We start from the raw sequence: 24,583 nt of genomic DNA on the forward strand, positions 1-24,583 counted from the left end.
GAAGCTTATGAACAATTTATCCAACATTTTACCAAGACAGAAAAGGACGGAACTTGGAGTATAACGAGCTGCTGCTCCGTGGCGGGATTAGGTGGTGACAAGAATTATCGCGACGGTAGTTTTGCCTATTATATTTCTGAACTGGTACGAGACAACGACCCTAAAGCCGTAGGTCCATTTATCATGACAAGTATTTTGTTGAACCGCTAGTGCAAAATCAAGATTTAAATAACGCTAAAATATACCTATGAAGAAGATGCTCTTCCATATAACGATGTTATTAGCTATACAGCTATGTTTTCAATCTGCACTAGCACAAATGTCGATTCCAACCGACACCACCTACAATATCATGCGGGTGTATCGACAGATAAAAAAAGAATATCCCTATGCAATGCCTGTCAAGGATAGCTTGCCGGCAGGTATTAAAAGGTATGACAATAATATATACCTTGAGCTAGAACACCCCACTTTTGGTACACGTCAGCTTCATCTTGATGTCTTTCGCCCTGACCATAAGAAAAAATTGCCCGCTATCGTACTGATTCATGGTGGAGGATGGCGTTCGGGGACAAAGGATATGCAGGTCCCTATGGCACAAATGCTTGCTACAAAAGGTTATGTGGCGGTTCCGGTGGAATACCAATTATCACTGGAAGCACAGTATCCAGCGGCCGTTCATAATATCAAGGAATCCATACGCTGGATTAAAGCCAACGCAGAAAGGTTTCATATCGATACGACGAAAATCGCAATCTCGGGCTGTTCAGCAGGGGGGCAGTTGGCTTCTCTAGTCGGCCTGACAAATGGTTTGTCGAGATTTGAAATGCCTGAAACTGGGCGTGGGGTCTCCAGCGAGGTGCATGCCATCGTCAATTTCGATGGCGTAATCGATTTTATGGCACCGAGCTCCCTGAATTTGGAACGAAAACCGGATGCAGCGGATATCTCTTGGTTAGGCGGAAGTTTTGAAAGCCACCCCGCTCTATGGAAAGAAGCATCACCTATATTTTGGGCCGACGAAAAGCGCATTGTGCCGATGCTGTTCTTCAATAGCGGTTTTCCGCGATTTCATGCAGGGCAAGATGAACTACTTGGTATGCTGAAAAGATGGAACGTCTATCACCAGGTTCACGAAGTTGATGTAAAAGTACATCCTTTTTGGCTGTTTCATCCTTGGATAGACGGCTGTGTTAATACCATAGATGCTTTTCTAAGTGCTATTTTTATGACGGATCATAATAGATAGCTTACGTGCTATCACAAGCAATTGACAAACCCTTTGGTGTGCGACCGGATATGCGGTTCGGGAAGATAGAACGTTCGCATAGAATTAACTTGCAAAGTCTGAAAGATTGCCTTAAGTTTGAAAAGCAGAACTTAAAAATTGCTAACTCATACATAAACCAACATCTAAATCAATGTATAAAATAAACCTCCTACAAGAAAATTTTTTCTTGAAAAGTATTTGGATGACGTGCTTCATCCTAACAACATTTATCGTCTATGGGCAGTCGGTAACTAATAATGACCTGAGGATTAGCGTATCCGCAGAAGCTCCGAATTGGACTTATGAGATCGGGCAAGAAGCTGTTTTTAATATTCAGGTGTATCGGGGACAGGAACTCGCTGATGATGTGGAGGTTTCCTACACGATTGGATTGGAAAAGATGCTGCCAACAGAAAAGGGAAAACTACGTTTGAAAGGTGGAAAAGGTACGGTTAAAGGCATGCTATCCGAAGCCGGGTTCCTGCGCTGCGCGGTTAGCATGGACGTGGACGGAACTCGTTATCGTGGTCTGGCGACGGCGGGTTTCGCGCCCGAAGCTATTCAACCTACACAGCAATTGCCTGACGATTTTTGGGAGTTTTGGAATAAGGCAAAAGCGGAGGCAGCACAAATCCCAATGGATGCTACGTTGACGCTGATGCCCGAGCGAGGTACGGAAAACGTCGATGTGTATCAGGTCTCTTTTCAACATTATGAAAAGGGAGCACGCCTTTATGGTATATTGGCAAAACCTAAAAAAGCAGGAAAATACCCTGCAGTTTTATCCGTGCCCGGAGCAGGCATACGCCCCTACGCAGGTATCGTGGACCTAGCAGAGCAGGACGTGGTTACATTACAAATCGGTATACACGGTGTGCCGGTTACATACGATGCCACACTCTACGACGATCTGCGCAACGGCGCACTGAAGAATTACCAGTTTTTTAATCTCGACGACCGGGACAAATATTACTACAAAAGGGTATACTTAGGTTGTGTTCGTGCCGTAGATTACTTATCATCTCTAGATGAAGTAGACAATGAAAAAATGTTGGTCTGGGGCGGTAGTCAGGGTGGTGCGTTGGCCATTATAACCGCAGCATTAGACGATCGTATCAAAGGATTAGCGGCTGCGTATCCTGCATTATGCGATTTAACGGGGTACCTGCAAGGCCGAGCTGGTGGCTGGCCACATATGTTCAATGAATCGAATGCGGCCTTCATGGTGAAGGAAGAAAAAATCAAGGTATCAGCATACTATGACGTGGTCAATTTCGCGCGTTACGTTAAAGTCCCCGGACTTTACTCTTGGGGATTTAATGACGAAACATGTCCACCGACCTCCTACTACGCTGCTTATAACATGATTCCGGCGGTTAAGGAAATTTCCTTGGATCCCGAAAGAGGACATAAAACATCCGACGAACAGAACCGTAAAGTGCGCGCATGGTTATTGGAAAAGTTGGGGAAATAAACCGGTATTTCGCCATTTGTCCCTTATCAGATTTGTTAACCTGTCGATTAGACCAGAGGAAATACGGTTATACACTCTGATACTGCTTCAATATCAAATGGCAGTCAATATGGTTTATATCTAATTGCAGTACTTTTTGCAGGTACTTTTTACCTTCGGCGGTATTTCCCAATCCCAATTCGCCCAGTCCGATTACATAATAGCAATGTATTTGGTTGCGTACATCCAGATCATCTTCCCAAATGGCTAAATCAGGGAGAGATACAGCAAAGTAATCGATGCGGCAGGTATCGAACAGGTGTTTTTTTCCATGGGCTATCAACTTGTTAAACCGGCTCCTGGCTTTATCTTCTAAACCTAAAGCCTTAAATGCGAGCCCTTGGTAGAAAATCTTGTCGGGCTGTTGATCATTATAGAAAAATGCTTGCTGGGGTTCTTGCGAGCCTACAGTTGCCAAATGAAGAAAATATAAAGATTGCTCTTGATCACCCAGACCGGCGTAGGCAACACCTTTATAATAATTGATGTCATTTTCTTCGGCATTGGCTAATTTTCCCTCGCCAAGATTATGTGGATAGCTGTCGATCTCGTGCAATAGCTGAAGCGCTTCGCGGTAATTTTGTTTTTCAATTTCCTGCTTTGCCAGTTCAACCCGACATACCGTATATTGCTTCGTAACCTTACCTTCACCGCCCTCCCAAGGATGGAAGATGTGATTGCTTATCATCTCCTTGGCAGAATGATAGTCGCCCGTTTGATTGTACAAGGTAATCTGCTCAATCAACAGGTCGTCCCGTTGTTCGATCAATTCGGGATAGGTATCAAACAAGGCCAGCCGTGATTCGTGGGATAAATTTAATTTCTTGTAAAGCTGGTCTAGCTCCATGAAAATCCGGGAGTCCGTTGGATCCAAAGAAAATGCTTTTTCCAATAATTCCCGCGCTTCACTTTTTTTGTCAAATTTGTTATAATAGGCCAATGCGAGATTACGCAAAGCTGTCGGAAATAGACCATTTAATTGAATCGAGGCTTCCCAAGATGATCTTGCTTCATCGTATTGACGATTTGCATACCAAAAATTGCCCAAATAGTAGGGCGCGAACGAATCTTCCGGATGGGTCTGTATGGCATCGATAAGGATGGTAACCTCCTCAAGCTTATTCGGAAAACATCTTTCGGGCGACATGGCCGAAGCCTTTTTGTAGTATGCTTTGGCTTTGACTTCATCCGCAAGCTGCTTGTAAAAATAACCGATCGCGTAGTAAACCATAGGGTAGACATTATTCTCGTCTTCAATGCCATGTTGTAAGAAGGTAATGGCTTCCGCATACAGGCCGGCGTTGGCGTAGTCCAAGGTGTACTCAATATAGGTATGGATCGATTGCGACAAGAGCTGCTGAAGTTCGTTCAGATCGTTTATGTCATTGGTGATCAGGTATTTTTCGAAGCGGCATCCAATGTTGAATTTATCAATGGCTAAGGAGTCTGAAATCAGTTGTAACGCATCTTCTGTTCTATTCAGCTTTCTTAATATAGTCGCCTTTAATTGACGGGCTTTATGGTTATGCCAATTTTTGATAAGGGCCCGGTCAATATTTTCTAAGGCTACGTCCCACGATTTGTTTCGTGTATCTATTTGGGCAAGAGTAAAATATCCCGAATCTTGCCATGCGGCATTCCAGGTTGCTTTAAAAAATGTTGCATATGCATCGTCAAACCGTTTTTGAAACTTAAGGCTTAACCCCAGATTATAATGCGGTTCTCCGTCATACGGATTTGGATTTCGTTCTGTTTGTGTTTTTATCGCTTCATCGAAATATTTTTCCGCTTTTTCAAATTGCCCTCTGCGTAAAAGCAGCAATCCGAGGGCATTATTGCATCGAATATCATGTGGTTCGCGACGCAGTGCTTCGGTATAATAATCTATTGGGTTATAGGTCGCATGGCGGTATTGTTCCAGATGCTGACCGGTTAAGAACAACTGCTCGATCGATGAAATATCTTTTGGATCTTTTGCACCTTTGGCAGGATCAGGTGTTGGTTCTATTTTGGGTTGCTCAGCCTGGTATTTCAATAGTTGTGTTCCCTCTGACGAAAGTACTTCGAGTAGCAGATTTTCAATCTTTTCTTCTCCAATTCGAACTTCTTTATGATAGGTATTCCGTGGACTACAGGAGGTGCTTTCATGTAAATATACTGTACCGTCCACATGGGATAGTTTGACGCCTAAATCGGCAAACTCAGCGGTTGTATAGAGGATTATATGTGCATGCCCGTCTATCATTTCCAAGTTTACAACGGCATCTTTGGTGGCGTTTTTGACATAACCAACTGCGGAATACGGCATAAAATATTGTACCCAGGATTTTTCCTCATTGGGCTGGATCCAGCTAAAATCAGGTTGGTTGTCGGTGTATACACCCGTCATCAATTCGATATAAGGGCCATCCTCGTCGGTGAGGTTACGGTCCCATGCCAAACCAAAATCACCGTTTCCCCAGGTCCACTGTTTCTTGCCCGGAGATACATGGTGGTTGGCAACGTGCAATAGTCCGGCTTGATGATCGTCCTGATAACCGCCAACAAAATCATACTTTGATTTAATGGCCATATATGAGGTTGGAACGGGAATGTTTTTGTATTTGGAAATATCGACACCTGCCGAGTAATCTTGTTTGTAATATTCGCCCGTAGCAATAGGAAAATTTGATACATCCCGCTTGCCGTGATCAAATACCGCATGAACATCAGGAGGGAAAACAGATTTATACGAATCATTTACGACAACAGCAGGATTCGCCCACCATAAGAATGTTTGGGGTAGCGCTGTTCTATTGTATACTTTTACCTTAATTTCGATATAGGCCTTGTCAGGATATACCGTAAACCCCTGCATACCCTTCATGCGGAATAAGCGCTCGACTTCGTTACACCAAATGGTGATGCTACCGTCGCTATTGTTTTCAATATAGTGGTCCGTAGGCAAAAAAGTACTGGGACGGTGATGCTGCGGCCAATTGAATTCTATTCCCCCAGAAATCCAGGGGCCGGTCAATCCGACCAAGGCAGGCTTCACGACCTGGTTGTAGTACACAAAATGCCGTTGTTTTATCTTATCGAATGCCATATGTATCCTGCCGCCCAATTCAGGAAGTACCATGATCTTAATATATTCGTTTTCGATAAATATGGCTTTGTACAGTTTGTCTTTTTTCTCGTCTGAAACTTTTTCAACAACGGCATACGGATACACCGCGCCCGAACTTCCCTGATAAACTCTCTTTTCCAAGAAAATGGGGTTTTTCTCTTCTTCGCCAATTTGATATGTGGGTAGCAATACGTCTTCTTCCCATGCACGCACTACATTTCTGTCATTCACAGTCGAACGCGTCAGATGATTTGTTATAGTTTCCATTGGATAGTATCTTAATATTTGATGTTTGTGTTGTTATTTAGTTAGTTCGTTCTCAATTTCTTCAAGTGTCTTCCCTTTGGTTTCAGGCAGATTTCTTTTGATAAATACGAATCCGAGAAGACAGATCACACCATACAGCCAGAATGTGCCGTAAGCTCCTAAAGATGAGTTGAGAATAGGAAAGGTATAGGTAAGTATGAAGCAGGCCGTCCACAGGGAGAACGTCGAAATAGCCATTGCGGCTCCTCTGATTTTTGTCGGGAAAATTTCAGAGATGACCACCCAGGTGATAGGAGCCAGGGTCATGGCATAGCAGCCGATGGCCAGCATAACCAGTACGAGTACGGCAAGACCCGATAACTCGTAATAATAGCATAGCCCCAAAAGTGTATAAATGCTTGCTAAACCTACCGATCCAAAAATTAATAGTGCTCTTCGACCGAGTTTGTCAACAGTATACATACCTATTATTGTGAATACTAAATTGGTAATCCCGGTGATGATAATATTGAAAAGAATATCCGAAACACCATATCCGGCAGCAGAGAAAATTTCCTCTGCATAGTTGAAAATGACATTAATACCACACCACTGTTGAAAAGCTGCGATGACGATACCGATTAACAGAATTCTAGGCATTTTTCCCCTAAACAGTGTTCCATAGTTGGTTTCTGTTTTTTCCGTGTGATCTATCTGATTCAATGCCAGCATTTCAGTCTTTGCATATTCTTCACCTCCAATTTTTGCTAAGGTTTTAGCCGCATCTTCCATTCTGCTGCGCGACATGAGCCATTTGGGACTTTCAGGTAATGCAAAAAGCAGTATAAAGAAAAGGATAGCCGGAAAGCCTTCAGACCAAAACATCCAACGCCATCCTGTTTGGCCGTTCCAGGTATCGATCAATTGTTCACCCTGACCGACAGGTTCCGCGATGAGGTAGTTCACGACTTGGGCCAGCAATATACCGATCACAATAGTCAACTGGTTAACGGAGACCAGTTTGCCGCGAATATTAGCCGGAGCAACCTCTGCAATATACATCGGTGATAGGTTTGAAGCAATACCTATGCCTATGCCACCAATTACGCGAAATATAATAAACAAGGTCAAGTCCTCGACGGCCCCGGTTCCATATGCAGAAATAATGAATATGAGTGCCGAAATAAACAACAGGGACTTTCGTCCAAACTTATCGGCTAAAAATCCCGTAATGAAAACTCCGATCAGACAACCTAATATAGCCGATCCCATTACCCAACCTTGCATATTGGGTGAATCGACAATCTCAAAATATGCTTCGTAAAAGGGCTTGGCACCACCAATTACGACCCAATCGTAACCGAAAAGTAATCCGCCCATGGCGGAAATAAATGTGATGATGTATAAAAAACCTTTTTTTGAATTTTTTGATTCTGACATAAGAGTGTCGTATAGATTTATAATTAATTCAAATTTATAGCTATTGTTGAGATAAAAGATGTAAGATTAATTGTAAAACATGTAAAAAAGAACTATTTTAGATATTTTATTGTGTTTATGGGAAATATCAAAGCAGATGGTTTTAAGGGCGAGAAGGCTATTGTTACACCGAATGTAATTCGCAGTATGCAAACGGAAAACCCCATTACGCGTCAATTGTACGTTACCCACATTGGTTATTATCCAAATGCAAGGTACCATTATCGCGAACGTCCGGATGGAGCTCCAGAGAATATCTTAATTTATTGCGATAAGGGCACGGGCTGGGTGGAGTATAACGATGAAAAGATATCTTTAAAAGAAAATGAGGTTTTTATTCTTCCGGCCAACCAAAAGCACGCTTATGGAGCGGATATCAACAACTTCTGGAGCATTTACTGGTTACATTTTAAAGGTGAGAATACGGTGATGTTTGATTCTATTTTGGGCAAAGTACTCCGTATTCCGGAAACGACCAATAACAGGAAGGCCGATCGCATGCAGCTTTTTGAAGAGATTTATAAAAATTTTGAGATGGGCTATAGCCATGAGAATATGGAATATATCACGTTTTGTTTGATGTATTTCCTCGCCTCACTCAAGTATATGCCGCAATACCAAGAACCCAATAGACTTGGACGCGATGACGTCATTCAAAACTGTATACATTATATGCGAGACAACCTGGAAAACAAGATTGTGTTAAAAGATATCGCAGATGCTGTTGGCTATTCTACAAGCCATTTAAATGCGCTTTTTGTGCAAGCAACGTCATTTTCACCGATTGAATATTACAATCAGCTCAAAATCCAGCGTGTGTGTTATTATTTACAGTTTTCTGATTTGAAAATTAAAGAGATTGCTTTTAAGCTCGGTTTCTATGACCCTTTTCATTTATCGAAGGCCTTTTTTAAAGAAATGGAAATAAGCCCGCGAGAATATCGCAATAGATATGGAAGAATGCATGCAAATAGGAATTAAAGCGGAGCGGAAACTATCGGCAAAACGGATAATACAAGCTACGCTGGGTGCTGTGCAAATGCCGGTTGTCTATTTGATTTAAAAGAAAATATGTAACTTGCTATATCGAACGAACTTCGCAGTAGCCCAGATAAAAAGAACGTAAACTTTAAAATAGAAACACGATGCGCACGCCAAAAAAAGAAGAAATAAAGCAGGAGATTTTTGACCTGTACGACGACTATGCACACAATCGTTTATCAAGGCGTGATTTTATGCGAGAGCTATCGCTATATGCAGTTGGCGGTCTTACGGTACCGACGTTGATGGGGTTTTTAATGCCCGATTACAAGGACGCTATTCAGATAGCGGCAGGAGATCCTAGGATCACGGAAAGTTATATAGACTACCCGTCTCCTCAGGGAGGGGGCACCATTAGAGCATTACTTTGTATGCCGAAAGGCAATACAAAAAAGTTGGGTGGCATCGTGGTGGTCCATGAAAACCGGGGCCTCAATCCACATATTGCCGATGTAGGGAGAAGAGCAGCATTGGCCGGATTTGTCAGTATTGCGCCCGATGCATTGAGCCCATTGGGGGGCTATCCGGGAACTGACGATGAAGGTCGTGAAATGCAGAGCAAGCGTGATCGGAACGAGATGCTGGAAGATTTCATTGCGGCTGCAGCGTACTTAAAAAGCTACGAGTACAGCAATGGTAAAGTCGGCGTCGTTGGCTTTTGTTTCGGTGGGTGGATCTCCAATATGATGGCTGCACGTGTACCGGATCTGGCTGCTGCTGTTCCGTTTTATGGCGGGCAGGCTCCGGTTGAAGAAGTGCCGAATATCAAAGCTCCCTTGCAGTTGCATTATGCCGAACTGGATACCCGGGTTAACGAAGGTTGGCCGGCTTATGAAGCGGCATTAAAAGCCAATAAAAAGCAATATACGATGTACATGTATCCCAAAGCCAATCATGGATTTCACAACGATACGACACCACGTTATGATAGAGAGGCAGCCGAGTTGGCCTGGAAACGAACGCTAGATTTTTTTAAGGATTCCTTATAACTCATGGGTTGACATGGAGGTCAGCACTCCTTATGTGGAGCGCACTTGTTTAACTTAATATTAAGTTAATATGCTAACCGTATCTTTGGATCAGATTGGATTTTTAGATTATTGTCTCTACCTTTATCAAGAATCTAAATTATCCTCGGTAATAGCTGACACCATGATTGCAGGCTCAACAGAGATATTATTACAAATTAAACAAGGGGACAAAGTTGCCTTCAGGCGGCTGTATGATGCCTATGCACCGTTGGTTTTCGATTTGGCATATAAGCTACTGAAAGATACTGCTGTTGCGGAAGAGATCGTGCAGGACTGTTTTGTAAAGATCTGGGCCAACCGCGAACAGATCCGAGTAGACCAGGATATCTGGCCGTTGATCTATGTGGTTGCAAAGCGATTGTGCTATAATCAATTAAGACATGCCCGCGTTGCACAAAGGTATCTCGGACAAGTAGAAAATACAGTCATCAACGATGTACAGGAGAAACTGGATCTCCGCGAACTGGAAGGCCAACTCGAACGGTCTATTGCGAAATTGCCCGAGCAACAAAAAACAGCTTTGCGACTGAGCCGTATGGAAGGTTACAGCCACCAACAGATCGCACATGAAATGGGAATCTCCCCCAATACGGTCAAAAATCATATTACACAGGCCCTGAAAAGTTTACGTAAGACGCTAACCCAAGCGGATTACAATTATTTCGTCCCTATCCTGTTAACTCTTTCATATTCTTTCATCTAGTATCTACATACTTTTTTTTATTCCAACTAGTCGTATGGTCCTACTTAGGTGTACTGTCTATAGATTAAGGATGTAAAAAGTTGGATAAAAATAAATTTAGGAATCTTTTTAAGCGGTATCTGGCTGGTACACTTGACGAACATGAGCGACAGGAGCTGGATGTCTATATGTCTCTATTGGATGAGTCCGACTTTTCGGAGGCCGTGGACGAGCTGGTAGAACTGGAAGAAAATAGGGACTTTGAGAAAGAGCGTGTTTTTCAGGGCATCTTGAATCGTATGGACAAGAAGGACGAATCCACAACAGCTTCCAGTCCACACTCACGGAAAATGCGCCTAGTACAATTCGGAAAGGTGGCAGCTGTGCTCCTCGTCTCGGGTTTATTGGGCTTGGTGGCGTATCAGATTTTTGATGTCAGACAGCATATGGATGAAGTGATATCGATGCAACCAGCTGTTTCGACTGGGGAAATAGAACTGCCTCAAGAAGATGCTCTTATTACGCTTGCTGATGGAAAACAGATGTCGTTGGATGAAATAAAGGAAGATACAATCTACTACAAAGGGTTGGCCATCACGCGTTTGGATGATGGTACAATCGTCATGAAACAAGATCGAGAGGCTCATTTTTTTCGGGCCGATGAAAAACATCATTTTGTAACGCCTAAGGGGGTTAGCCTACGTCTGATGCTCCCCGATGCCTCGATCGTGTATCTCAATTCCAATTCCAGCATGCAGATATATGCCGCCTTTGGAAAGAAGCAACGACAAGTGGCGCTATCGGGTGAGGCTTTTTTTGAAGTCGCACACAACAAAGAACTACCATTTGTAGTACATGCCAAAAATACAGAGGTAAGCGTATTGGGAACGAAGTTTAATGTATCGGCTTATAATGAAGACAGGCAGGTAGAGACCACGCTACTTTCGGGATCCGTGGAGGTGGGTGCTGACCAGAACCGATTGCGCATAAAACCTGGTCAACAGGCCGTAGTCCATTCATCGAATACGATCCAGCTGCGAAAAAACGTAGATATGGGTAATGTACTGGCTTGGCGGGACGGTTATTTTAGGTTTAAGGACGTGTCTATACGAACAATAATGGCCGATCTCGCCAAATGGTATCCTATCGAAGGTGTGGAATTTAAAGCAGGATCTTCAGATCAATTTACAGGTAGTATAAAACGTTCGAAAAAACTCAAGGATGTCCTGGAAAGTATAGAGCAGGTGTCTGATTTACGGTTTGATATTCAGGAAGGGAGGGTGATCGTGATGAAGTAAGAATTGGATATCATACAGGAGAAGAGGAGATGCAGCAACATCCCCTCTTCGATAGTACCCGCAAATAGCATCAGTTATGAATTAATAATATTTACCAAATACCTATCAAATGTATAAAAATATTACTGCAATCGTGCGGACTCATCGTCGATTGTTTACCTGTTTACTTATGATGAAGTTGTATTCATTCTTGCTCTTTGGTTTCTTCTTACAGGCGAGCGGAAGCACTTATGCACAGAAGGTGAGCTTGTCGGTGCAACAAGCCGAACTGGTTGATGTGCTGGCTAAGATTCAGGAGCAAACTAATTTAGATTTTCTTTACAACAGCAGCCAGCTGAAGTATGTGGACAAAATCGATCTGCATGTTAAAAATGTGGATTTGAAGAAGGTACTGGATGCCTGTCTTACCCCCCGCGGGCTCTTTTATGTTGTGCAGAACAAGACCGTTCTCATTAAGAAGGCTGTGGAACTAGATGGTACGGTACTGGAGGATGCGCAACAGCGACAGATCAACGGCGTGGTCTGGACCGGTGAAGGTGAGCCTTTGGTCGGAGCATCTATCCGTTTAGTAGAGAGCAATATTGCCGCAGCCTCGCAATTGGATGGTTCTTTTTCCATACCTGTGGTGCAGGATGAAGGTCAGCTAATGATCACAGCACTCGGATATGAAGAGCAGTTGTTAACATATGAGGTAGGTACTCCTCTGAACATTGTTTTACAGGCCAAGAAGAGTGACCTGGATGAGGTAGTCGTGGTAGGTTATGGTGTGCAGCGGAAGGCCAATCTCACAGGCGCAGTCGCGCAGATCAATGCAGAGGATATCGCTCTGCGCCCGGATGCGAATATCTCCGCGACCTTGCAAGGCTTAATGCCGGGGCTGAATATTCAGATCAATAACGGTGACCCTTCGGCTACGCCCGATATCAATGTGCGTGGATTTAACTCGATCAATGGAGGCAGTCCCTTGGTATTGATCGATGGGATTGAAGGGAATATCACCCGCGTCAATCCAAATGATATCGAATCAGTAACGGTATTAAAAGATGCGGCATCCTCTGCCATCTATGGAGCGAGAGGTACTTTTGGCGTGATATTGATCACTACCAAAACGGGCAAAGTGGGTACGACTTCGGTTAATTATACGAATAACTTTGGCTGGACAACACCCGCTGCACGGACCGATTATATTTCCGACCCTTATGTTTATGCGAAGACGGTGGATGCGGCCATATTCGGATACAATGGCAGCAGTTATAGCCAATACAATGCCATGGATTGGGAAGCCATTCAAATGGTAGCACGGGGAGAGATTGAACCCTTTCACGAATTGCAGGCGGATGGTACGAACAAATTTTTCTATAAGACGGATTGGTGGGATTACTTATTCCGCAAATATCAAGCTTCCAATTTTCACAATATATCGGTGTCTGGAGGATCGGATAAACTGAAAGGATATTTGTCTGGGCGTGTCTACGAGCGTCAAAGTATCAATAATATCAATAAGGACGCTGGTATTGACCGGCAGAATATGAAAGCAAATCTCGTATTTACGCCATATAATTGGTTGGAGGTATCCAACAATGTGCAGTTTATCAATGAAAAGGATAAAATGTATGGAGGTTATTCTAATGGTTTGGGCGGACTTTGGAGTACGACAACCTGGTACAACCTGATGCCTTTCTACCCTAATTTTGTAGATGGTGTCCCTACCGATATTGGTACGGGTTCGGGCGGCCAAGGAGGCAATGCAGGTCTAGTTTCTGGTAATTCGTGGGAAAATACCGGTGTCGAAGAGTTTACCAATACATTCCGGGTGGTAGCTAAGCCATTAGAAGGTCTACAGATTAATTTTGACTATAGCAATCGCATTGAAAATACAAGTCGCAGCACCCGTTTAAATCAATTTACCTATCTGAACGGCAATAGATTAACCCCGCAGACCGTAGGTTTAAATAGATTGTCGGAATATCGTTGGAAAGACAAATATAATGCCTTGAACTTGTTTGCTACATACAATAAATCGTTGGTGGATAAGCATAACTTTAAATTATTATTGGGATATAATCAAGAAGAATTTGACAGGGACAGGGTCATGGCAGCCGGAGATGACCTCTTGATCGACGATCTGTCTAACCTAGCATTAGCTACGACAATGAATAGTATGACTGGCAATGCGACCAATTGGGCCGTGCGTGGATTTTTCGGACGTTTTAATTATGATTATGACAATAAATATCTACTAGAGATAAACGCGCGTTACGATGGCTCATCGCGCTTCCCTACGGATAGCCGCTGGGGGTTCTTTCCGTCGGTTTCCTTCGGGTGGCAACTGGATCGGGAAACGTTCTGGGAAGACATCAAGCCCTACGTACCTTCCCTTAAATTAAGAGGTTCATACGGCAAGTTGGGAAATCAGACGGTAGATGTCAACACCTTTAAAGAGCTGATGAACGTCGCTCGGAATAACAGTTGGCTCAATATGGGCAATATGCTTACCATAGCACAGATGCCTGCTCCACTACCTAGTGTCGTAACATGGGAAACCACAAAGAGTTTAAATTTTGGAGCAGATTTAGGTTTGATTAAGAACAAATTATTCTTTAATGTAGATTGGTATCGCAAGGACGTCGAAGGGATGTATCTGCCCGGCGAACCCTTGCCATCTGTGTTTGGAGCGAATGAGCCCAAGGAAAATTATGCTGCGCTGCGCAACGATGGATACGAAATAGGTATTTCGTATCAGGACAAGGTTGACATGGCAGGTGCACCGCTAAGTTTCAATGTGACGGCAAACGTTTCTAATTTTAAAGGTATCATTACCAAATATAATAATCCCAAAGGTTTATTGAGCTCCTATTACGAAGGACAGCGTTTGGGCGAAATCTGGGGGTACCGTATTGATGGACAGTTTCAGTCGGATGAAGAAGCGTTGGCCTATCAGCAATCTTTTGATAACCCTTCGACCTCGTTGGGCCAAGTGTATGATGATGTCCTAAACATCATGCAGAACAGCGAGTGGAGTGTTTTGCGTGGAGGCGATATTAAATATCTGGACCTGAATGGCGATGGTAAGATTGATAAAGGCGATAATACGTTGACCAATCACGGTGACCTCGAACGCATCGGTAATGCCATGCCACGTTTCCCTTTCGGTCTAAACCTGAATGCAAAATGGAAGAATTTTGATTTGTCCGCTGCCGTAGCCGGAGTTGCTCGACAAGACTGGTATCCGACCGGAGAATTATATTGGGGAACATACCAACGACCATATCTATCCTTCATTCGGAAGGATTTAATCGATAACGCCTGGACTCCCGATAATAAGGACAATACTTACCCACAGATATATAGGGGATATTCTTCGTTGCAAAATAGACGGTCCCTGTACGAGATTAATGATTATTATCTGATAAATGTGGGCTATTTGCGCATGAAAAACCTTACTGTCGGGTATACAATCCCACAAGAATTGACGAGAAAAGTTAAAGTGGATAGATTGCGCATATTCTTCAGTGGCGAAAATATGTTTACCTGGAGCTTTGGGAAGCTGACCAAATACATTGATCCGGAGCAAGGTGGGTCTGCAATCAATTATTCATCTCCGGCGACAGCGGATGATCGAAGTGACCAAAGGGTGTACCCTATGGGTAAAACGTATTCTTTTGGTGTAATGTTGGGCTTATAAAATATGAAACTCATGAACTTAAATATAAAGACAATTGGACTATGGGTCGTAACTGCGCTGTTCTTCTCCTCATGTAACGAAGATTTTCTGGATCGTGCATCGGAGGATCGGGTAGAGGCTCCTTATTTTTTCAATACGGCGAAAGATCTGGAAGTAGCGACAAATGACTTTTACGCCATGCTGCCCGGTACAGAAAGTTACACCGATGATGCAAAATCGGACAACCTCATGCCGCTGAATCCGGACCCACGTATCCGTGGTGCACGGGTAGTTCCGGTTACAGGGGGTGGCTGGTCATGGACTAATTTGCGTAAAATAAATTATTTCTTAGCAAACTATCATAAAGTACAGGATGAAGCAGCAAGAGCCAAATATAGTGGTATTGCACGCTTTTTTCGGGCATACTTCTATTACGACAAGGTAAAGACTTTTGGCGATGTGCCTTGGTATGGGAAAGTGCTTGATGCTAAGGATCCTGAACTATACAAAGCGAGAGATTCGCGTACGTTGGTGATGGATTCGGTAATGGCCGATTTAGACTATGCCATCACAAATATTCCTGCCGAAAAGCAATTGAATCTGATCACGAGGTATACAGCAATGTTGTTAAAGGCAAGAGTAGCGCTATTCGAAGGAACCTTCCGAAAATATCATGGCCTTGCAGATGCGGATAAATATTTGGCGCTTGCTGCTGAGGCTTCGAATGCGTTGATCAGTACGGGGGCATATACACTGTATACCGAAGGTGGGGCGGAGTCGGCTTATCGAAATTTATTTTCCTTAATTAATCAGAATAACACCGAAACCATATTAGCGGTTGATTATGAACTAGGAATCAAAATACATTCTTTGGGATACTCTTTTACCTCAGCTACCGCCGGATCTTATGGGTTGCCCAAGGATCTCATTAATAGTTATTTGATGCGCGACGGTTCGCGATTTACGGATAAAGTCAACTATAACACGATGGGATTTTACGAGGAAATGCAAAACAGAGATCCTCGCCTTACGCAGACTACAGCTGGGCCCGACTTCCGGGTGAATGGCGAAACGAGAAATGAGCCTGTCAATCTGACCATTACGACGACCGGCTACCGGTTGGTCAAGGCTTTGCCGGAGCGTAGTCAATGGGCTACCTCAGCTGGTTATTTTGATATCATTCTCTTTCGCTACGCTGAGGCGCTGCTCATATTTGCTGAAGCAAGGGCTGAATTAGGTTTACTGACACAAGCTGATCTGAATCTGACGATTAATAAACTGCGTGCGCGCGCAGGTATGCCTAATCTCGATTTGATACAGGCGAATGCAAATGCGGATCCATATTTAGAGGCTATGTATCCCAATGTGGACAAGGGGGCTTTTAAGGGTGCGATTTTGGAAATACGAAGAGAAAGACGTGCTGAGCTATTTAACGAAGGTTTCCGCTGGGATGATCTGATGCGTTGGAAAGAGGGACTGAAGATTACGCAACCTATTGTAGGGGTGTATTTCCCAGGAGTAGGGGCTTATGATTTTACCGGCGACGGCGCGGCTGATGTATTTGTACATACCGGTAGTACTTCGGGAGCACCCTCGTCCGTAACATCGATGATCAATATCAACCAACGTACGCTACGTAATCCCATAACAGGTGCACAGAATGCGCCGGCGGGAAATATAGATCCTTTTCCGCAAGATGGAAAATTTAGGGAAGATAGGGACTATTTTGCACCACTGCCTACCGAGGATCTGCTACTGAATGATAACCTGAAACAAAATCCAAAATGGGACGAATAATGAGAAATGTTATCCATATAGTTATTTGGCTGTGGCTAATCGTTCCTTTCTCCGGTACTGCGCAACCAAGAAAGACGAATGAAATAGGCTATGCCCTAGATTTTCAAAAGATATCGCTGGAACGCATGCAGTATGCCAAATCTTTGGGTATCAATTATATCGAACTATCTGGTGTGTCCGCCGTGCTCGACAAGGATTTGAGCATCAAGGATTCTGCAATTTCCTGGACTCAAAAGATAGACAGCTTAAAAGATATATTGGATGCTTCCGGAATGAAGGTTTGGTCTATCCATATGCCTTTTTCAAAGCAAATGGATTTATCCATTTTGGATGAAGATACCCGACAAAAAGTGATAGAGGCACATCTACAAGTTGTAGCGTTATTCCGACCGTTGAAACCGCAAATTGTACTGTTCCATCCCTCATATTACCTCGAAAAAGGCGAGCGCGAGCATCGAGTAACACAGTTAATCAAGTCGGTAAAAGAACTGTATAAAGGTGTGCGTGGCCGCGGAGTAGAAATGGTGGTGGAGAATATGCTGGGACCACAACCGACAGTAGGCGAGCGTGAACGGCCGTTGTTAAGGACGGTAGCGGAATGTCAGGAAATCTTTAAGCACTTTCCTAAACAGGTGGGATTAGCGGTAGATATGTGTCATATCGCACAACCGGAGAAATTGTTGCTGGCATTCGGCAAACGGGTGAAGACCCTGCACGTATCGAATGGGAACGGGCAGGCCGAGCACCACTATCTGCCTTGTGATAGTCGCGGAGAAAACAATTGGGTAGCAATTTTTAAAGCCTTAGATCAAATCGGCTATAGCGGTGTATTCATGCATGAGTGTAAATATACGGACGAGCAGGAACTGGTGGATTGCTATCAGACTTTATGGAATCAATATTTAAATACTTTATAGGTAAGAATTTAAAAAAATAAACCGAGTGTAAAATGTGAACGCATTTTGTTGAAACGCTTACACTCTTAGAAAACTATTCCAATGAACAATATGAATTATATACTGCTTGCTGCGCTCATATTCCTGGGCTTGGGCAGCTGTAAAAAGGATAAGGACCCGTTTGTAGAAAAGCTTCTGATGGGCACAGACTATATGGAGGTAGGTAGTAAGTCCAACACCTACAATTTTGAAGTACTGTCGAATCAGACCATTTTGGTCGAATCGGATGTGGATTGGATACAGCTAGACACAGTGGCTTATGGCAAGGGAAAACAGCGCGTGGGATTTACAGTGGTGACTAATGCCGATGACGAGCGTACAGGAGTTATTCTGGTGCGGATTAACGACACAAATGTCAAACAGGTGCTCGTAGTACAGGAGTCCGGTAAAGTTCCTGTTTTCTATGTAGCTGTAGACGGTACGGGAGACGGGAAGTCTTGGAATTCGCCGACCGATTTGAATACGGCATTGGAGCAAACGACAACAGGTAGTACGATCTATCTGGCGGAGGGGGTGTATACACCTTCGAAGACAATCCGTAACGGAGATACCAATGAAGAATCGGATATGACGTTTGAAATTTCGAAGAATATTTCGCTGATCGGAGGTTTTGCCGCGGATGCCCTGCCTGGTGCTACACCAGATGCAGCTCGTTACAAGACGATATTGGATGGGAAAATGACATCAGGCAAAGAGGCCTTCCACACCGTAACGGTAACAGCTGTATTGGACAACGAATCCAAGGTGTATCTCGAAGGACTCACGATCCGTGGTGGAAATGCAACCGACAGGACCACCAATACCACTATCAATGGAACACGCTACAGTCGTGGGCAGGGTGGGGGCATAGTCATAGCAAATGCAATAGTGCACCTGAAGCAGGTAGAGATTATAGATAATAAAGCGACGGCAGACAAGGGGACTGCAGGTTTTGCAGCCGGTATGTATGTGTTCGCGGGAGCGAAGGTGACGATGGAAGACTCGAAAGTAAGTAATAATTCGAACAATAACAACAATGGTGGCGGGACCTGGGTCGCTGACGCGAGTTTAACAGCTTATCGATCACAATTTAATAATAATTACGCACGAGGTACCGCTGCAGGAATACATGGTTATCCGAATGCAACGATCCATCTGTATAATTCGGAAGTGCTAAATAACAGTAACACGTCATTTGGTGCAGGCATATATATGCGGGAAAAATCGGAAGCGATCCTTGTCAATTGTCTGATCATCGGCAATAAGAGCACGTCGCCTAATGGAGGTGGAGGCGTGATGCTGTATGCAGGAAGTAAGGCGGATATCATCAGTTGTACAATAACTGGAAACGAGATTGCCGGGCCTGGCGGAGGGGTATTCCGACAGTCTTTGGTGAATAATCTATCCATTGTCAATTCAATCATCTCGGGAAATACGCAGCGCAGTGGCTCTACGGATGTGGATGCCCATGCCGATAATGCTGCAGTAGTTCCGGTTATCAAGAATTCTGCTATCACAGCGGCGGTCTACGGAGGTGCAGGTTCTATTGTGGCTGGCGTATCGTTTTCTCCGGCCACGATGCTGAATAGTGCTTTCTTACCAGTAGGGGACAATAATCCGGCACTATCCTATGGATTGGATGGTACGCAATTGAAAGCGTTGGCGCAGACCTATAATCCGGTACTGGATGATGTGATAGCTGCAGATATCCAGGCAGAGAACAGATCTTCGGCTATCATGGGGGCTAAAGTGAAATAAGATGAAGAAAATACTGTGGATATCCGTGTATTGGATACTAGGAATAAACCTAGGGATAGCTGCTAACCCCAAGACCGTTATGTTGGTCTTGGGATCGGCAGACCCAACAACATTGGAAGAACGAATCGAAATCGCTGCTCGACTACATCGTACCCAATCTATCGATAAGATTATCGTTAGTGGTGGATGCGGTGCGCATGGCTCGGGTATATGCGAGGCGACGAGGATGCAACAGGGACTGCAAGCTAAGGGTGTCAAAGGAGAAAAGATCTATAAAGAAGAGAATGCCAAGACTACGGTGCAGAATTATATCTTTAGTAGAGTTTTGCGGGATGAGTATGATCGGCAAATTATACAACCTGGCGATACCGTATTTGTCGTGTCTAATCATTGGCATGCCATTTCGGTAGCGGCTAGGTTGCAGCAATATGATCATGTAATAGCCCGCTTCTATATCGAAGGAAATCTGATACCCAAGGAAACGGATAAAGTAGACTATGTTTCCATTTTTAATGGACAGCCCGATAACGATAAGTTTGTGTTGCGCGGAACATGGCTCACTCCTGAAGCGGTCTGGTCATCGTCGGATTCATTATACTACCTTTCGGGCGACCTGATTTATGCGACTGATGCAGGTAACAGTTCATTTACCTGGCAACAAAGTACACTGATTTTTCCTTTTTTGAACACATTGTGCCCCGATTGTTCGCGAGCTTTTATAGATGCCGGGGAGTTTTGGTGGATAAGGAGTGGTAATCGGCTGTTGAAAGTGGACAAAGACTCAAAACAGATCGTCAGCGAGGAAGCATGGGAAGAATGGATCGAGGGTGTACCCAATTCCTGGAAAAAGGCGGCATTTTCGACTGGTGTGATTTGGAATGAGACACTACTATTGTTTGCACCGGAAAAGATCTTGATTGCTAAAGAGGAGAAAGGAAGGTTTGTTTTTGTGGAAGAAACTGTAGCAGGCAATTATTTCAAGGATTGGCCTTTTTCCTGGGGAAATAGCAATGTGGCGTCGGCCATCGTCAATAGGGACAGCGGAACGCTAGCACTTTTTCGTAATAGGGAGACCGTTCGCATAGGCAAGGATTTGAGGTTGCAAGGCAAGCCTGAAGTTTTAAAATTGAAATGGATTGATGATTTAAATCATAGATAATATACACGCATAAATAAATAAGCGCATGAAAAAGAATTTTTTATATAGTTTGATGCTACTATTCCTTTTTATCTCTTGTAGTAAACAGGATGAAGGAACCCAGCTCCCTTACGATTATTCGCAGGAACAGCAGATAGATCTGACGGAATTATTGGCAAAGGCGGAATGGAAGAAAAAGGAGGTATCGGCAGGAGTAGTTTGGAAGTATTTTCAGTTTCCGCAGATTTTTGAATCCAAGCAGTATATCAACATATTTGAAATCGACTTGAGCAAGGGTTTTCAGATTGAAATACCGTACGTAACGTCGGGTTTTTTGAAAACAAGCGATGCCGCTGCGGCTAAGGATGCACTGGTTGCTTTTAACGGCAGTTTTTTCAATACCACTACGGGTGGATCTACAGTATTTTTTAAGAATGGTGGGCAACTTGTCAACCAAACCATAAATGGGTTTACAGCCTATCGGGAGAATGGTGCTGTCGTATTGGATAACGCTGGGCTGCCTAGTGTGGTCGCAAAACCCTCGGGCGGTTGGACTGCCCTTGCGCAGCCCGTTGCTTTGGCTGGAGGTCCATTACTTATCATGGACAGCAAACAGCTGTCCCAACTGGAAGTAGATTTTAACAATACTCGACATCCACGTACAGCGGTCGGCATTACGGCAGATAATAAGATGCTTGTCGTAGTAGTGGATGGCCGATCCTCGCAATCGCAGGGCTTGACCATACCTCAACTTTCTGAGCTGATGGCGGGGCTAGGCTGTACGCAGGCCTTGAATCTAGATGGTGGAGGTTCGTCTACAGCTTGGGTGAAGGGTGAGGGAATTGTTAACTTTCCGTCGGATAATGGAAAGTTTGATCATGAAGGCGAACGTGCTGTGGCAACAGTATTTACGGTAAAGAATAAATAGTAGCTAAGATGTATTATAAAAAAGCAGGAGGTGTGCTAAAACACCTCCTGCTTGCGCCAAATAGATATAAGTAGTACTACTTAGAATGCAAATAACAGCATAGGTACGGTGATAACATAACCCTTTGCCAAATAACTTTGCTGCTATGGAAAAGTATTTAATCAGTTTGGTAGCGGGTTTGGTATACCTATTCTCTTCATGCGCAGAAGATGCTGGCGACTTGGATCTGGATGATCCACTCAGCGACTACGAAGTAATCATCGGTTCTTCGAGAGCACAGCCAGGGCTGGGAGAAAATGACGGTACACCATTGGGTAGCGTACTGAATCTGCCTGAAGGAATCCGTATCGTCGAACGCAGCCATAAGGCTTTTGATCCAACTATTAGTAAACTTTACGCACATGCCAATTTTTTCTACACAGACGTTAATCTGGTAAACGACCGTATGCCCGGTACACCGCCGGTCTATGTGGAGTTTCCTCCGGGTTTGATCGTGGTGAGTATGGATCACGACAAACAGAATGGTGTCAGTTTTGAACGATTTCTGGTTCCAGTGCCACCCACGGAAAAGATAGGTGGGGGACGGGATACGACCACTGTTTACTTGGGAATGGCCTGTTTGAATGAAAAGCGTTCGATGCCATGGTATGATAATCAAGGGGATGAGCAACGGTACCCGATATCGCGAAACAATTTCAATACGTTCCTAGTCACTAATGATGTTAATCTGCTTAAATTCATCGACCTCGTCAAAGGCCATCCGGGCTTGAAGGTGACCCAGCATTGGGATCCGGTGGCAGCGCATGAAGAGGATTATGTGGTTCCAGAATGGATGAAGATACATGGTTATTTACAGGATTTAATCTGGAAAATCACAGATGGCCATGGCATCCTTAAAAAGGACATCAACGAGTTGAAACAGAAATTAGTGGCGTATAAGTAAGTGGGTTATTTGATCTCAGAAACTGATATTATGTAGGTTTTTGATTTCGGCCATCACAAAGGTGCTGTGTGTACTTCCAATACTTTGGACCTGGCCTAATTTATTAAATACAAATTCCTGATAATGCTTCATGTCCCTGGCGAATACTTTCAAGATAAAATCATAATCCCCCGAAATGTTATAACACTCTACCACCTCGTCGATCTTCAAGATATCGGCTACAAAGCGATGGCCAATTTTGCGGTCATGCTGTTTTAGCTTGATATTACAAAACACGATAAATCCCTGACTGAATTTTTCGGGGTTAAGTAAGGCGATATACTTTTTGATGTAACCGTTATGTTCCAGTCTTCGTACCCGTTGCAATACCGGCGTTGGCGACAGGTTCACCTGCTTAGCTAGCTCCTTAATTGTGTGACTCGAATCGTTTGCTAATATTTTTAACAACAGCAGATCCGTCTTGTCCAATTCATCCATAGCATAAAACTCTTTTATATTAGCGAATTTACTAAATAGAAAGTTAATTATGCTAAAATAGTTTTAAAGTAAGGTTTTTTCATCTGATTATTTAATTGTTTCTGGTAATTAATAATCAAAAAACTAACTTTGTGCAGTATATAAAACGGATCTGTGTAAGCAGCAGTTCTTTATATATTTTTTAGAACTGTTCAACATAAACACAGTGTTATTTTATGAAATTTTTAGTTACAGGCGGCACAGGATTTATTGGAGCTCGCGTAGTGGTCAACCTGTGGGAGCGTAAAATACCGGTAGTCGTTGCCGATTTGAGTCTGAATATAGAGTGGACGAAACAAATAGCTCTTTTAAAATATCAAGATGATACGGTTAAGCTTGCTGAGCTTCAGGAGCAAATCGATCAGACTTCTTTTATCAACCTCGATGTGTCAAACAGAGAACAGGTTAATAACGTGTTTCTCACATTTCCTGATATTACCCATGTGATCCACTTGGCCTACTTGATGAGTGCAGAAGTGGAAGCTGATCATCATCGTGGCGCTTCTGTCAATATGTTGGGGATGATCAATATCTTTGATATGGTGGTCGATCATAGGCTGTCACGTCTCGTGTTTGCCAGCAGCGAAACCATCTATGGAGCCAATCATAGTGCATACGGTGATGAGAACTATGCCGTGAAGGAAGAGGATTTCTGTTCGCTGGAAGATCATTTTTACACGTATGGTGTGATGAAAATGCTCAATGAATTTACGGCTCAGAAGTATATTAAAACAAAAGGAGTGAGTATTGCGGCTATGCGACCACCGATTGTATATGGTGACGGACGAATGAGAGGGTCGGTACTTTGGGCCTGTGAGTTTGCTACCAACCCTGCGCTCGGCAAGAAGGTTAGATTGCCGTTCTCGAAAGATTCCCGCGACTGCTGGATCTATGTGGATGATGTGGCCGAGCAGTTTGTGCGCCTTGCGCTCAAGCCAACACTCAACCATTTTGCATATAACAATGGAGGACATTCTGTAACGGCCGAAGAGCTCATGCAGACGGTTGAAGGCATTGTGCCTGATGCACAATATGAGTTTGACGAGAGTGTGCCGCGTACCGCATTGATAGACCGCTGTGATAGTGCCCGTTTGGAACAGGAGATTGGATTTACACCCCGATCCCTAAGGGATGGCGTCAGAGCGCAAATTGAGGAAGCCCGTAACAGACAGCTACAGGTCAATTACTAAAAAAGGTTATATTTATTTCGATTTAAGTATTATACAAAAGCAAGA

Annotated in this window: 18 protein-coding genes; 15 read left to right on the forward strand and 3 right to left on the reverse strand. The window is 43.7% G+C overall.

Annotated elements, in window-relative coordinates:
• The 3 genes from FAZ15_RS07430 to FAZ15_RS07440 form a co-directional block, all read left to right on the forward strand.
• On the forward strand, positions 1-210 hold a 210-nt coding region (locus FAZ15_RS07430), incomplete at its 5' end, for a glycoside hydrolase family 88 protein (RefSeq protein ID WP_202912346.1).
• 37 nt (positions 211-247) lie between these two features.
• Positions 248-1,249 (forward strand): alpha/beta hydrolase, encoded by a 1,002-nt coding sequence (locus tag FAZ15_RS07435; protein WP_136900698.1) that lies wholly within the window; start codon positions 248-250, stop codon positions 1,247-1,249.
• A 223-nt stretch (positions 1,250-1,472) separates the two neighbouring features.
• Positions 1,473-2,744, forward strand: coding sequence for an acetylxylan esterase (locus FAZ15_RS07440; RefSeq protein WP_202912347.1), 1,272 nt, complete (start codon positions 1,473-1,475; stop codon positions 2,742-2,744).
• Positions 2,745-2,811: 67 nt separating this feature from the next.
• Here FAZ15_RS07440 and FAZ15_RS07445 read toward each other — a convergent pair whose 3' ends face one another.
• Positions 2,812-6,159: a DUF5107 domain-containing protein gene (locus FAZ15_RS07445; protein ID WP_136900700.1), complete on the reverse strand. Its 3,348-nt coding sequence runs from the start codon at positions 6,157-6,159 to the stop codon at positions 2,812-2,814.
• A gap of 33 nt (positions 6,160-6,192) precedes the next feature.
• On the reverse strand, positions 6,193-7,578 hold the full coding sequence (locus tag FAZ15_RS07450) for a sugar porter family MFS transporter (RefSeq protein ID WP_136900701.1): 1,386 nt from the start codon (positions 7,576-7,578) through the stop codon (positions 6,193-6,195).
• Positions 7,579-7,695: 117 nt separating this feature from the next.
• Here FAZ15_RS07450 and FAZ15_RS07455 point away from each other — a divergent pair, with 117 nt between their 5' ends.
• The 11 genes from FAZ15_RS07455 to FAZ15_RS07505 all read left to right on the forward strand — a co-directional run bounded on the left by FAZ15_RS07455 (position 7,696) and on the right by FAZ15_RS07505 (position 22,832).
• Entirely contained in the window at positions 7,696-8,598 is a 903-nt protein-coding gene (locus tag FAZ15_RS07455) for an AraC family transcriptional regulator (RefSeq protein ID WP_136900702.1), read from the forward strand.
• A gap of 164 nt (positions 8,599-8,762) precedes the next feature.
• Positions 8,763-9,647 (forward strand): dienelactone hydrolase family protein, encoded by an 885-nt coding sequence (locus FAZ15_RS07460; protein WP_136900703.1) that lies wholly within the window; start codon positions 8,763-8,765, stop codon positions 9,645-9,647.
• Positions 9,648-9,717: 70 nt separating this feature from the next.
• The gene (locus FAZ15_RS07465) at positions 9,718-10,392 is read left to right on the forward strand and encodes an RNA polymerase sigma factor (RefSeq protein WP_136900704.1); all 675 of its coding nucleotides are present in this window, start codon (positions 9,718-9,720) and stop codon (positions 10,390-10,392) included.
• A gap of 80 nt (positions 10,393-10,472) precedes the next feature.
• Positions 10,473-11,669: a FecR family protein gene (locus tag FAZ15_RS07470; protein ID WP_136900705.1), complete on the forward strand. Its 1,197-nt coding sequence runs from the start codon at positions 10,473-10,475 to the stop codon at positions 11,667-11,669.
• 169 nt (positions 11,670-11,838) lie between these two features.
• The gene (locus FAZ15_RS07475; RefSeq protein ID WP_238387189.1) at positions 11,839-15,354 is read left to right on the forward strand and encodes a TonB-dependent receptor; all 3,516 of its coding nucleotides are present in this window, start codon (positions 11,839-11,841) and stop codon (positions 15,352-15,354) included.
• Positions 15,355-15,366: 12 nt separating this feature from the next.
• The gene (locus FAZ15_RS07480) at positions 15,367-17,130 is read left to right on the forward strand and encodes a RagB/SusD family nutrient uptake outer membrane protein (RefSeq protein WP_136900706.1); all 1,764 of its coding nucleotides are present in this window, start codon (positions 15,367-15,369) and stop codon (positions 17,128-17,130) included.
• A complete protein-coding gene (locus FAZ15_RS07485) occupies positions 17,130-18,047 on the forward strand; it encodes a sugar phosphate isomerase/epimerase family protein (protein ID WP_238387190.1) in 918 nt (305 codons plus the stop codon). The genes FAZ15_RS07480 and FAZ15_RS07485 overlap by 1 nt, the downstream gene beginning before the upstream one ends.
• A gap of 81 nt (positions 18,048-18,128) precedes the next feature.
• A complete protein-coding gene (locus tag FAZ15_RS07490; RefSeq protein ID WP_136900708.1) occupies positions 18,129-19,823 on the forward strand; it encodes a right-handed parallel beta-helix repeat-containing protein in 1,695 nt (564 codons plus the stop codon).
• Between the two features lies 1 nt (position 19,824).
• Positions 19,825-20,982 (forward strand): YdcF family protein, encoded by a 1,158-nt coding sequence (locus FAZ15_RS07495; protein ID WP_136900709.1) that lies wholly within the window; start codon positions 19,825-19,827, stop codon positions 20,980-20,982.
• A gap of 25 nt (positions 20,983-21,007) precedes the next feature.
• Positions 21,008-21,889 carry a phosphodiester glycosidase family protein gene (locus FAZ15_RS07500; protein WP_136900710.1) on the forward strand — a complete coding sequence of 294 codons (882 nt, stop codon included), beginning with the start codon at positions 21,008-21,010 and terminating at the stop codon, positions 21,887-21,889.
• 145 nt (positions 21,890-22,034) lie between these two features.
• On the forward strand, positions 22,035-22,832 hold the full coding sequence (locus tag FAZ15_RS07505) for a hypothetical protein (RefSeq protein ID WP_136900711.1): 798 nt from the start codon (positions 22,035-22,037) through the stop codon (positions 22,830-22,832).
• A 15-nt stretch (positions 22,833-22,847) separates the two neighbouring features.
• Here FAZ15_RS07505 and FAZ15_RS07510 read toward each other — a convergent pair whose 3' ends face one another.
• Positions 22,848-23,309, reverse strand: a complete 462-nt coding sequence (locus tag FAZ15_RS07510; RefSeq protein WP_136900712.1) for an Lrp/AsnC family transcriptional regulator — start codon at positions 23,307-23,309, stop codon at positions 22,848-22,850.
• 215 nt (positions 23,310-23,524) lie between these two features.
• Here FAZ15_RS07510 and FAZ15_RS07515 point away from each other — a divergent pair, with 215 nt between their 5' ends.
• The gene (locus FAZ15_RS07515) at positions 23,525-24,538 is read left to right on the forward strand and encodes an NAD-dependent epimerase/dehydratase family protein (protein ID WP_136900713.1); all 1,014 of its coding nucleotides are present in this window, start codon (positions 23,525-23,527) and stop codon (positions 24,536-24,538) included.
• The last annotated feature ends 45 nt before the right edge of the window (positions 24,539-24,583 follow it).

This window comes from Sphingobacterium olei (assembly GCF_005048855.1).
Lineage (GTDB): Bacteria > Bacteroidota > Bacteroidia > Sphingobacteriales > Sphingobacteriaceae > Sphingobacterium > Sphingobacterium olei.

Excerpts from the sequence above, each read along its gene's own strand:
- FAZ15_RS07435 (WP_136900698.1), top strand. The coding sequence starts at position 248 with ATGAAGAAGATGCTCTTCCATATAACGATGTTATTAGCTATACAGCTA.
- FAZ15_RS07440 (WP_202912347.1), top strand. The coding sequence starts at position 1,473 with ATGACGTGCTTCATCCTAACAACATTTATCGTCTATGGGCAGTCGGTA.
- FAZ15_RS07445 (WP_136900700.1), bottom strand. The coding sequence starts at position 6,159 with ATGGAAACTATAACAAATCATCTGACGCGTTCGACTGTGAATGACAGA.
- FAZ15_RS07450 (WP_136900701.1), bottom strand. The coding sequence starts at position 7,578 with ATGTCAGAATCAAAAAATTCAAAAAAAGGTTTTTTATACATCATCACA.
- FAZ15_RS07455 (WP_136900702.1), top strand. The coding sequence starts at position 7,696 with ATGGGAAATATCAAAGCAGATGGTTTTAAGGGCGAGAAGGCTATTGTT.
- FAZ15_RS07460 (WP_136900703.1), top strand. The coding sequence starts at position 8,763 with ATGCGCACGCCAAAAAAAGAAGAAATAAAGCAGGAGATTTTTGACCTG.
- FAZ15_RS07465 (WP_136900704.1), top strand. The coding sequence starts at position 9,718 with ATGCTAACCGTATCTTTGGATCAGATTGGATTTTTAGATTATTGTCTC.
- FAZ15_RS07475 (WP_238387189.1), top strand. The coding sequence starts at position 11,839 with ATGATGAAGTTGTATTCATTCTTGCTCTTTGGTTTCTTCTTACAGGCG.
- FAZ15_RS07480 (WP_136900706.1), top strand. The coding sequence starts at position 15,367 with ATGAACTTAAATATAAAGACAATTGGACTATGGGTCGTAACTGCGCTG.
- FAZ15_RS07485 (WP_238387190.1), top strand. The coding sequence starts at position 17,130 with ATGAGAAATGTTATCCATATAGTTATTTGGCTGTGGCTAATCGTTCCT.
- FAZ15_RS07490 (WP_136900708.1), top strand. The coding sequence starts at position 18,129 with ATGAACAATATGAATTATATACTGCTTGCTGCGCTCATATTCCTGGGC.
- FAZ15_RS07495 (WP_136900709.1), top strand. The coding sequence starts at position 19,825 with ATGAAGAAAATACTGTGGATATCCGTGTATTGGATACTAGGAATAAAC.
- FAZ15_RS07500 (WP_136900710.1), top strand. The coding sequence starts at position 21,008 with ATGAAAAAGAATTTTTTATATAGTTTGATGCTACTATTCCTTTTTATC.
- FAZ15_RS07505 (WP_136900711.1), top strand. The coding sequence starts at position 22,035 with ATGGAAAAGTATTTAATCAGTTTGGTAGCGGGTTTGGTATACCTATTC.
- FAZ15_RS07510 (WP_136900712.1), bottom strand. The coding sequence starts at position 23,309 with ATGGATGAATTGGACAAGACGGATCTGCTGTTGTTAAAAATATTAGCA.
- FAZ15_RS07515 (WP_136900713.1), top strand. The coding sequence starts at position 23,525 with ATGAAATTTTTAGTTACAGGCGGCACAGGATTTATTGGAGCTCGCGTA.